Source organism: Streptomyces sp. NPDC005899, assembly GCF_040629645.1.
Classification (GTDB): domain Bacteria; phylum Actinomycetota; class Actinomycetes; order Streptomycetales; family Streptomycetaceae; genus Streptomyces.
On record NZ_JBEXWB010000251.1, the window covers coordinates 1 to 9,503 of the forward strand.

10 protein-coding genes are annotated in these 9,503 nt (G+C 71.0%); 7 read left to right on the plus strand and 3 right to left on the minus strand.

The annotated features are described in order from the left end of the window. The first annotated feature begins 253 nt into the window (after window positions 1-253). A complete protein-coding gene (locus tag ABZ371_RS23620) occupies window positions 254-844 on the plus strand; it encodes an N-acetylmuramoyl-L-alanine amidase (RefSeq protein ID WP_358682978.1) in 591 nt (196 codons plus the stop codon). A 44-nt stretch (window positions 845-888) separates the two neighbouring features. Then, window positions 889-1,782, plus strand: coding sequence for a pyridoxal-phosphate dependent enzyme (locus tag ABZ371_RS23625; protein WP_358682980.1), 894 nt, complete (start codon window positions 889-891; stop codon window positions 1,780-1,782). Window positions 1,783-1,801: 19 nt separating this feature from the next. Here ABZ371_RS23625 and ABZ371_RS23630 read toward each other — a convergent pair whose 3' ends face one another. Beyond that, window positions 1,802-3,403 (minus strand): Na+/H+ antiporter, encoded by a 1,602-nt coding sequence (locus ABZ371_RS23630; protein ID WP_358682982.1) that lies wholly within the window; start codon window positions 3,401-3,403, stop codon window positions 1,802-1,804. Window positions 3,404-3,438: 35 nt separating this feature from the next. On the opposite strand from ABZ371_RS23630, the gene ABZ371_RS23635 reads away from it, so the two are divergent. From ABZ371_RS23635 to ABZ371_RS23645, 3 genes are all read left to right on the plus strand, one after another. Next, window positions 3,439-3,699, plus strand: a complete 261-nt coding sequence (locus ABZ371_RS23635; protein ID WP_358682984.1) for a UBP-type zinc finger domain-containing protein — start codon at window positions 3,439-3,441, stop codon at window positions 3,697-3,699. Between the two features lie 231 nt (window positions 3,700-3,930). Beyond that, window positions 3,931-4,344 (plus strand): anti-sigma regulatory factor, encoded by a 414-nt coding sequence (locus ABZ371_RS23640; RefSeq protein ID WP_030113604.1) that lies wholly within the window; start codon window positions 3,931-3,933, stop codon window positions 4,342-4,344. Window positions 4,345-4,367: 23 nt separating this feature from the next. Further along, window positions 4,368-5,294: an RNA polymerase sigma factor SigF gene (locus ABZ371_RS23645; protein ID WP_358682993.1), complete on the plus strand. Its 927-nt coding sequence runs from the start codon at window positions 4,368-4,370 to the stop codon at window positions 5,292-5,294. A gap of 32 nt (window positions 5,295-5,326) precedes the next feature. On the opposite strand, the gene ABZ371_RS23650 is transcribed toward ABZ371_RS23645, so the two are convergent. Further along, window positions 5,327-5,776: a hypothetical protein gene (locus tag ABZ371_RS23650; RefSeq protein WP_358682987.1), complete on the minus strand. Its 450-nt coding sequence runs from the start codon at window positions 5,774-5,776 to the stop codon at window positions 5,327-5,329. A gap of 149 nt (window positions 5,777-5,925) precedes the next feature. On the opposite strand from ABZ371_RS23650, the gene ABZ371_RS23655 reads away from it, so the two are divergent. Then, the gene (locus ABZ371_RS23655; RefSeq protein WP_358682989.1) at window positions 5,926-6,894 is read left to right on the plus strand and encodes a diacylglycerol kinase family protein; all 969 of its coding nucleotides are present in this window, start codon (window positions 5,926-5,928) and stop codon (window positions 6,892-6,894) included. A gap of 323 nt (window positions 6,895-7,217) precedes the next feature. Further along, window positions 7,218-7,475: a WhiB family transcriptional regulator gene (locus ABZ371_RS23660; protein WP_003953983.1), complete on the plus strand. Its 258-nt coding sequence runs from the start codon at window positions 7,218-7,220 to the stop codon at window positions 7,473-7,475. 214 nt (window positions 7,476-7,689) lie between these two features. Here the strand turns inward: ABZ371_RS23660 and ABZ371_RS23665 are convergent, their stop codons facing one another. Continuing rightward, window positions 7,690-9,174: a PAS domain-containing sensor histidine kinase gene (locus tag ABZ371_RS23665; RefSeq protein WP_358682991.1), complete on the minus strand. Its 1,485-nt coding sequence runs from the start codon at window positions 9,172-9,174 to the stop codon at window positions 7,690-7,692. Window positions 9,175-9,503 lie beyond the last annotated feature (329 nt).

The following is a 9,503-nucleotide window of genomic DNA, read 5'->3' on the forward strand; positions in this document are numbered from 1 at the left end:
GGCAGCGCGCCCGGCCCGCGGGCCGCCCGGGCCCGCACACCGGCGGGCCTCCGGAAGCCGGCGTCCGGGGCCCGGCGGCCGGTACCGGACCGAGCGTCATCGGTGAGGCCCCCGGGGCTCCCGTTGCGTACAGGCATGTCCGGATCGGATCGAACATGGTCTCGCACATGGCCGGAACCTGTGGACCGGAGCGCCGTGTTCCAGGTACAAGCGCTGTAAGGACACACTCCCCCACGCGCAGAAGGAGTCGGTCATGTCCTCACCCATGTCCGCGAGCAACTTCCTCAAGGCCCTGAAGAACGAAGGGCTCACCGTCGTCCAGGTGGGCGACTGGCGTACCCACAACCGCAACCACAAGGGACCGTGGGGGCCTGTGCACGGCGTGATGCTCCACCACACCGTCACCGAGGGCGCCGCCCGCACCGTCGACATCTGCCGGGACGGATACGCGGGCCTTCCCGGTCCGCTGTGCCACGGCGTCATCACCAAGGACGGCAGGGTCCACCTGGTCGGCTACGGCCGCGCCAACCACGCCGGACTCGGTGACGACGACGTCCTGCGGGCCGTCATCGGCGAGAAGCGGCTGCCCTCGGACAACGAGGCCAACACGGACGGCAACCGGCACTTCTACGGATTCGAGTGCGAGAACCTGGGCGACGGGGACGACCCCTGGCCCGCCGTCCAGCTGGAGGCCGTCGAGAAGGCCGCGGCCGCTGTCTGCCGGTTCCACCACTGGGACGCCCCCTCGGTCATCGGGCACCGGGAGTGGCAGCCCGGCAAGGTCGATCCGCGCGGCTTCTCGATGACCGGCATGCGCAGCCGGATCCACGACCGCCTCAAGTAGCACCGCGGTGGCCCGCGCCGCCCCAAGCCGACCACAATGAGGCCATGCACCGCGAAGCACCCGATCTCTCCCGGCTGCAGCCGGTCATCCCCTCCCCCCTGCAGCCGGCCGAGGACGAGCGTTTCGCCCGCCGCGGCCTGACCCTGCTGCTCAAGCGCGACGACCTGATACATCCGGATCTGCCGGGGAACAAGTGGCGCAAGCTCGCCCCGAACCTGCGGGCCGCCTCCGGCCGGACCGTGCTGACCTTCGGCGGGGCCTACTCCAACCACCTGCGCGCCACGGCCGCCGCCGGGCGGCTGCTCGGCTTCCCCACCGTCGGTGTCGTGCGCGGCGACGAGCTGGCGCACCGCCCCCTGAACCCCTCGCTCGCCCGCTGCGCGGCCGACGGGATGCGCCTGCACTTCGTCGACCGCGCCACCTACCGCTCGAAGACGTCTGCCGAGGTCCTGGACGGCCTGCTGCGCCTCTTCGGGGACTGCCTGGTCGTCCCGGAGGGTGGCAGCAACGCGCTCGCCGCACAGGGCTGCACAGCGCTCGGCCGCGAGCTCCGCGAGCAGGGAGGGGTCGTCGCCGTCGCCTGCGGCACGGGCGGCACACTGGCCGGACTGGCGGCAGGGCTGGGGCCGGACCAGCGGGCCCTGGGAGTGCCGGTCCTGCGCGGCGGCTTCCTGGCCGACGTGGTGCGCGATCTCCAGCGCGAGGCCTTCGGCGCCCCCGCCGGACGGTGGTCCCTGGACGAACGCTTCCACTTCGGCGGCTACGCGCGGACGACACCGGAGCTGCACGCCTTCGCCGACGACTTCGAGGACCGCCACGGCCTCGCCGTCGAACGGCTCTACGTCGCCAAGCTGCTGTACGCGCTGGTCCGGCTCGTCGGCGAGGGCGCCTTCGCCCCGGGATCCGCGGTGACCGCGGTGATCACCGGACGGCCGTGAGCGCGGCGGCGCGGCGACCCTAGGCTTCGTCGGACTCCCGGTACGCCGCCGCCTCCTCCAGGTCGAGGCGGCGCAGCAGGGCGCGGAGCATCTCGTCGTCGATGCGCCGTTCGTCCCGCAGGCGGACGAAGACCTCCCGCTCGGCGCCGATCATCTCGCGGGCCAGCCGGCGGTAGGTGTCGTCCGCCGACTCCCCCGTGACGGGGTCGGCCGCGCCGAGCCGTTCCCAGACGGCGTTGCGGCGCCGTTCCATCACCGTGCGCAGCCGGTCGGCGAGCGGGCCGGGCAGGGTGTTGCCGGGTCCGGCCAGCAGCTGGTCGAGCCGCGCCTCCGCGGCCGCGGACGCCTCGCTCTGCGCCTGCGCCTCGGCCAGGGTCTCGGCCTGCGCGTCCCGCCCGGGGAGCTCGAGGACCCGCACCAGCAGCGGAAGCGTGAGTCCCTGGACGACGAGTGTCCCGATCACCGTCGTGAAGGTCAGGAAGAGCACCAGGTTGCGGGACGGGAATCCCTCACCGTCGTGCGTGACCATGGGGATCGAGAAGGCGATCGCCAGCGACACGACCCCCCGCATGCCGGCCCAGCTCACGATCAGCGGGGAACTCCACGGCATCGCGGCCTCCCGTTCCCTGATCCGTCGCGACAGCCACAGCGGCAGGTAGCTCGTCGGATAGACCCAGACGAAACGCACCACGACGACGGCGACGAAGACGGCCACCGCGTACAGGAGTGCCTGGCCGACCCCGTACGTACCGAGCCCCTTGAGCACGAAGGGCAGCTGCAGCCCGATGAGCGCGAAGACCGCGGACTCCAGGACGAACGCGACCATCTTCCAGACGGCCGCCTCCTGGAGCCGGGTCGCGAAGTCGACCTGCCAGGAGCGGTGCCCCAGGTAGAGCGCGACGACGACCACGGCGAGCACCCCGGAGGCGTGCACCCGCTCCGCCGCCGCGTAGGCGACGAAGGGGATCAGCAGCGAGAGGGTGTTCTGGAGCAGTGCCTCCCGCAGGTGCGTGCGCAGCCAGTGCAGGGGCACCATCAGCACCAGGCCGACGACGACACCCCCGATCGAGGCCAGCAGGAACTCGCCGATCCCGGCGCCCCAGCTCATGCCCTCCCCGACCGCCGCGGCGAGCGCCACCTTGAAGGCGGTGATCGCGGTGGCGTCGTTCACCAGGGACTCGCCCTGGAGGATGGTCGTGACCCGGGCGGGCAGCCCGACCCGGCGGGCGATCGCCGCTGCCGTCACCGCGTCCGGTGGGGCGATCACCGCTCCGAGGACCAGCGCGGCGGTGAGCGGCAGGTCCGGGACGACCAGGTAGGCCAGCCAGCCGACGGCGAGGGTCGCGAACAGGACGTATCCCACGGAGAGCAGCGCGACCGGCCTCAGGTTGGCCCGCAGGTCGAGGTAGGAGCTGTCGACCGCGGCGGTGTGGAGCAGCGGCGGCAGCAGAAGGGGCAGCACGATGTGCGCGTCGAGCGTGTAGGTGGGCACGCCCGGCAGGTAGGAGGCGAGCAGGCCGGCCGCGACCAGCAGCAGGGGCGCGGGCACCGGTGTGCGGCGGGCCGCCCCCGCGACCGCGGCACTGGCCGCGACCAGGGCCACCAGCGGCAATGCGTCCATCTCACCGTCCTCGTATCCGACGTAACGTGGCCATCATGAGTGAGTGCCCCCATGTTCACGAACTGCCGCGCCCCGAACCCGCCCCGCTCGGTGCCACCTGCCCGGAGTGCCTGGCGGTGGGCAGCCATCCCGTACAGCTGCGGCTGTGCCTGTCCTGCGGGCACGTCGGGTGCTGCGACTCCTCCCCGCTGAAGCACGCCACGGCGCACTTCCGGGAGACGGGCCATCCGGTGATGCGGAGCTTCGAACCCGGCGAGACCTGGCGATGGTGCTTCGAGGACGGTTCGATCGTCTGACGTCTGGGTACGTCAAACCGGCGCCGGTTCTTCGCAATTGACCGCCGCAGACCACTAGCCACTGTGCGTGCTCGTGTGCCTACCATGAGTGACGAGCGGGAACGGGCTCTCGGCGACACGGCATCATGGGTCGCGATAGCGTCGCCGGGTCACAGAACCGGCGACGGACCGCACGGCTCCGGGCACTCGTCCCTGAGCCTCGAACGAGTTTGTGCCACCTTGGAGGTGAGGGTGTCCCAGATCGCAGGCGAGCCCGGGAGCCAGGACTTCGTTGAGGTCCGGCTGCCCGCTGCGGGTGCCTACCTGTCGGTGCTGCGTACGGCCACGGCCGGTCTCGCAGCGCGCTTGGACTTCACTCTCGACGAGATCGAGGACCTGCGCATCGCCGTCGACGAGGCCTGCGCGATCCTGCTCCAGCAGGCCGTGCCCGGTTCCGTCCTCAGTTGCGTGTTCCGCCTCGTGGACGATTCCCTCGAGGTGACCGTGTCGGCGCCCACGACCGACGGCCGCGCCCCCGAGCGCGACACCTTCGCCTGGACGGTGCTCTCCGCGCTGGCCGGCAAGGTCGACTCGACGGTCGCCGACGACCGAACGGTCAGCATCAGCCTCTACAAGCAGCGCGGCGCGGGACCCGGGCCGGCGTGAGCGACGGGAACGGGGACGGTCCTGTGCGGGACGAGACGATCCGGTCCGGGGCGGTGCGCCCAGCAGCCGTCCCGGAGCAGCAGGCCCGGCCGCATCCGGTGGACGGCGCGGACGGGACGCAAGGCCGTACGGTCGCGGCGGAGCAGTCGCAGGCGGAGCGGGCGGGCCAGATGAGCGAGCACGGGCACCACGATCCACATGACCGCAGCGGGGCCCGGGCCCTCTTCGTGGAGCTGCGGGAGCTTCCCGACGGCTCCGTGGAGAAGGCCGAGCTGCGCAACCGGCTGGTGCGGATGCACCTGCCGCTCGTGGAGCACCTCGCCCGCCGGTTCCGCAACCGCGGCGAGCCCCTGGACGACCTGACCCAGGTGGCAACCATCGGGCTGATCAAGTCGGTGGACCGGTTCGACCCGGACCGCGGGGTGGAGTTCTCGACGTACGCGACGCCCACCGTCGTCGGCGAGATCAAGCGCCACTTCCGCGACAAGGGCTGGGCGGTACGGGTTCCGCGCCGCCTCCAGGAGCTGCGCCTGTCGCTGACCACGGCCACCGCGGAGCTCTCCCAGCAGCACGGCCGCTCGCCGACGGTCCACGAGCTGGCGGAGCGGCTGGGCATCTCGGAGGAAGAGGTTCTGGAGGGGCTGGAATCGGCCAACGCCTACAGCACGCTCTCCCTGGACGTCCCCGACACGGACGACGAGTCGCCCGCCGTCGCGGACACCCTGGGGTCCGAGGACGAGGCGCTGGAGGGGGTCGAGTACCGGGAGTCGCTGAAACCCCTGCTGGAGGGCCTCCCGCCGCGGGAGAAGCGGATCCTGCTGCTGCGCTTCTTCGGCAACATGACCCAGTCGCAGATCGCCCAGGAGGTCGGCATCTCCCAGATGCACGTCTCCCGCCTCCTGGCCCGCACGCTCGCACAGCTGCGTGAGCGCCTCCTCGTCGAGGAGTAGGGCCGCCGGGAGCCGGCGGTGGACGCTCGGGCTCAGGCCTCGGGGGTCGTCCACGGCCCCCGGATGCCGAGCGCCCGCGAGGTCGCCGGGTTGAACAGCAGGACGAGTGCCGTCACGGCCACGGCGGCCAGGACGATGCCCGCGGGGATCAGCGCGCCCTGCGCCCGCAGCAGCGTCCAGGCCACCGGCATGGCCATGATCTGCGTGATGAGCGCGGGCCCCCGGCTCCAGCTGCGCCGCCGCAGCAGTCCACGGGCGGCGAGGAGCGGAATCAGGCCCAGGGCGATCAGGGTGAGTCCGCCCGTCTCCGCCTGCTGGGGGCTGTCGGGCCGGCCCAGCAGCCCCATGACCAGCATGTAGACACCGCCGAGTGCGAGGGCGGAGCCTTCGAGGGCTGTGAGTCCGGCCAGGACCGTGATGCGGGCCGGCTTCTCCGGGGCGGCCGGGGACGGCGAAGCGGGCGTGTTCTGCTGAGTGCTCACGCCTTTCAGATTGGCATCCCGGCCGGCGGAAAGCGAAGCCGGGGCCGCTCCCGTACCACCGGACGACGTCCGTGACGCAGCGTGACCGGTTGCGGACGTAAAGGATCACGACTTCGGGCCGGTACCGCACGGTAGGTACTCTGGCGGGCATGCGCGCACTCCTCGTGGTCAACCCGGCAGCCACCACCACCAGCGCGCGAACGCGTGACGTCCTCATCCACGCCCTGGCGAGCGAGATGAAGCTCGACGCGGTGACGACGGAGTACCGGGGGCACGCCCGGGACCTGGGCAGACGGGCCGCCGACGCCGGTGACATCGACCTGGTGGTCGCCCTCGGCGGTGACGGCACGGTCAACGAGGTGGTCAACGGCCTGCTGCACGCGGGCCCCGACGTCGACGGCCTGCCGAGCCTCGCCGTCGTCCCCGGCGGCTCCACGAACGTCTTCGCGCGCGCCCTGGGGATTCCGAACGACGCCGTGGAGGCGACCGGTGCGATCCTGGACGCCCTCGCCGCCCGGAGCGGCCGGACGGTGGGGCTCGGGCTCGCCGCCGGCACCCCCGGCACTCCGGACGAGGCCGCCCCGCGACGCTGGTTCACCTTCTGCGCCGGGCTCGGCTTCGACGCGGGCGTGATCGGCCGGGTCGAACAGAAGCGCGAGCTCGGCAAGCGCTCGACCCACGCCCTGTACGTGCGCCAGGTGGTCCGCCAGTTCCTCGGGGATCCGCACCGGCGCAACGGCCTGATCACCCTGGAGGTCCCCGGCCAGGAGCCGGTGACCGACCTGGCACTGTCCATAATCTGCAACACCGCGCCCTGGACCTACCTGGGCAACCGCCCGATATACGCCTCGCCGAAGGCGTCGTTCGACACCGCTCTGGACGTGCTCGCCCTGAAGCGCCTGTCCACTCCCGCGGTGACCCGGTACGCCACCCAGCTGCTCACTTCGAGCCCCGAGAAGGGCCCGCACGGCAAGCACGCGGTGTCGCTCCACGACCTCACCGACTTCACCTTGCATTCCAAGGCGCCACTGCCCTTCCAGATGGACGGTGACCACTTGGGGCTCCGTACGAGCGTGACGTTCACAGGCGTACGCCGTGCACTGCGTGTGATTGTGTGAGTGGAAGGCCTCAAAGTCCTTTAACTCGAACGTTTGGGCTGGGCCCCACCCCTTAGAAGTACGGCTGTGACCTAGTCGACACCGAGGAATCAAAAAAAACTTTCCAGAAGGGGTTGTATCCGCAGCCGAGGTTTGCGAATCTCTACATGGCGATCGAGACGGCCCGCAGCATCGGCCTCCACTGAGAGCCAGAACCCCTCCTCACCACAACAGGACCACAACCAGTTCATCTGGGCGTCGGACCTTCGTCTGCGGGGGGATTCGTGAAAGCGTTCACATTCACAAGCACTGTATGTATGTAATACCAAGGAGAGGTAGCAGCCATGGACTGGCGTCACAACGCCGTTTGTCGTGAGGAAGACCCCGAGCTGTTCTTCCCCATCGGCAACACCGGTCCTGCGCTGCTGCAGATCGAGGAAGCCAAGGCCGTCTGCCGTCGCTGCCCCGTCATGGAGCAGTGCCTGCAGTGGGCGCTCGAGTCCGGCCAGGACTCCGGCGTCTGGGGTGGCCTCAGCGAGGACGAGCGCCGCGCAATGAAGCGCCGTGCCGCTCGCAACCGGGCGCGTAACGCCAGCGCCTGACCGACGCCCCCGCACCACGAGCCTCAGCCAGGCGGCGCGTACAGAGCGTACGCACAGCCCCGCCTTCGAGTCGCAGCGCGCAGTACCCCCGAAGCGCATCGCACCGTGAGCACCACGCAGTGGGCCCGGACCGTCACCACGGTCCGGGCCCACTGCTGTGCCGGGGCCGATGCCCACCGCGCCGGACTCCCGCTACATGGCGTCGCTACTCCCGCTACGTGGCACTGTTCTTCGTGGCGCTGTTGCGGACCGGAATGTCCAGCACCACCTGGGTGCCGCGCTCGGGTCCCGGAACCATGCCGAACGTGCCGCCCAGTTCGCCCTCGACCAGGGTCCGGACGATCTGCAGCCCGAGATTGCCGGCCCGCTGCGGGTCGAACCCCTCGGGCAGTCCCCGTCCGTCGTCCGCGACGGTGATCAGCAGCCGGCCCTCGGCCGGGGAACCGCCACGGACCGCCGACACCTCCACGGTGCCGCGCTCGGCCACCGTGAACGCGTGCTCCAGGGCGTTCTGCAGCACCTCGGTGAGGACCATGGACAGGGGGGTGGCCACCTCCGCGTCGAGGATCCCGAAGCGGCCGGTGCGGCGGCAGGTGACCTTGCCGGGCGAGATCTCGGCGACCATCGCGATGACGCGGTCCGCGATCTCGTCGAACTCGACACGCTCGTCCAGATTCTGGGACAGCGTCTCATGGACGATCGCGATCGAGCCGACCCGGCGCACCGCTTCGTTGAGCGCCTCGCGGCCCTGCGGTGAGTCCATCCGGCGGGCCTGGAGGCGCAACAGGGCGGCCACCGTCTGGAGGTTGTTCTTCACCCGGTGGTGGATCTCCCGGATGGTCGCGTCCTTGGTGATCAACTCCCGCTCACGGCGCCGGAGTTCCGTGACGTCGCGGAGCAGGACGAGCGAACCGATGCGCACACCCTTCGGCTTCAGCGGGATGGCCCGCAGCTGGATCACCCCGCCGGCGCCCTCCACCTCGAACTCCCTGGGCGCGTAACCGCTCGCCACCTTCACCAGGGCCTCGTCCACCGGCCCCCGGGACGGCGCGAGTTCGGCGGTCGTCGCACCGAGGTGGTGACCGACGAGGTCCGAGGCGAGGCCGAGCCGGTGGTAGGCGGAGAGGCCGTTGGGGCTGGCGTACTGGACGACCCCGTCGGCATCGAGCCGGATGAGCCCGTCGCCCACGCGCGGCGACGCGTCCATGTCGACCTGCTGGCCGGGGAACGGGAAGGAGCCGGCGGCGATCATCTGCGCCAGGTCCGAGGCCGACTGGAGGTAGGTGAGTTCGAGCCGGGACGGCGTACGCACGGTCAGGAGGTTGGTGTTGCGGGCGATGACGCCCAGGATGCGGCCCTCACGGCGCACGGGGATCGACTCGACCCGTACGGGCACCTCCTCACGCCACTCGGGGTCGCCCTCCCGCACGATGCGGCCCTCGTCCAGGGCGGCGTCGAGCAGGGGCCGGCGCCCCCGGGGCACCAGATGGCCCACCATGTCGTCCTGGTAGGAGGTGGGGCCGGTGTTGGGCCGCATCTGTGCCACGGAGACGTAGCGGGTCCCGTCACGGGTGGGCACCCACAGCACGAGGTCGGCGAAGGACAGGTCGGAGAGCAGCTGCCACTCCGAGACCAGCAGGTGGAGCCACTCGAGGTCGGTGTCACTCAGGGCTGTGTGCTGGCGGACAAGGTCGTTCATGGAGGGCACAGGGGCGAGCGTACCTGTGGAAACCACGAGGTTCCGAACCGATCCGCCCTTCGATGCGTGACACTGTGGAGGGACGGACTCCTCAGGGAGAACGTCCGTGCCCGCGGATGGACACGACGCATTGGTCTAGTCCACAATGCGGTGTGTGCGGGCATGACACGAAGACCTCCGCTCTCCCCGCACAGGAGAGCGGACCGAGGTGACCGGCGCTCTCTGCCCTGACCGCGCCGGTACCTCCAGTGGCCGGAGGCACCGCACACCGCCGGCCAGGCAGCTCCGGGCTGCGGTGCCGAACGGGCCGAGGGTCCCGTCCCGGCGCC

Bases quoted from the DNA above. Each gene is read 5' to 3' on its own strand.
- ABZ371_RS23620 (WP_358682978.1), top strand. From the start codon at position 254: ATGTCCTCACCCATGTCCGCGAGCAACTTCCTCAAGGCCCTGAAGAAC.
- ABZ371_RS23625 (WP_358682980.1), top strand. From the start codon at position 889: ATGCACCGCGAAGCACCCGATCTCTCCCGGCTGCAGCCGGTCATCCCC.
- ABZ371_RS23630 (WP_358682982.1), bottom strand. From the start codon at position 3,403: ATGGACGCATTGCCGCTGGTGGCCCTGGTCGCGGCCAGTGCCGCGGTC.
- ABZ371_RS23635 (WP_358682984.1), top strand. From the start codon at position 3,439: ATGAGTGAGTGCCCCCATGTTCACGAACTGCCGCGCCCCGAACCCGCC.
- ABZ371_RS23655 (WP_358682989.1), top strand. From the start codon at position 5,926: ATGCGCGCACTCCTCGTGGTCAACCCGGCAGCCACCACCACCAGCGCG.
- ABZ371_RS23660 (WP_003953983.1), top strand. From the start codon at position 7,218: ATGGACTGGCGTCACAACGCCGTTTGTCGTGAGGAAGACCCCGAGCTG.
- ABZ371_RS23665 (WP_358682991.1), bottom strand. From the start codon at position 9,174: ATGAACGACCTTGTCCGCCAGCACACAGCCCTGAGTGACACCGACCTC.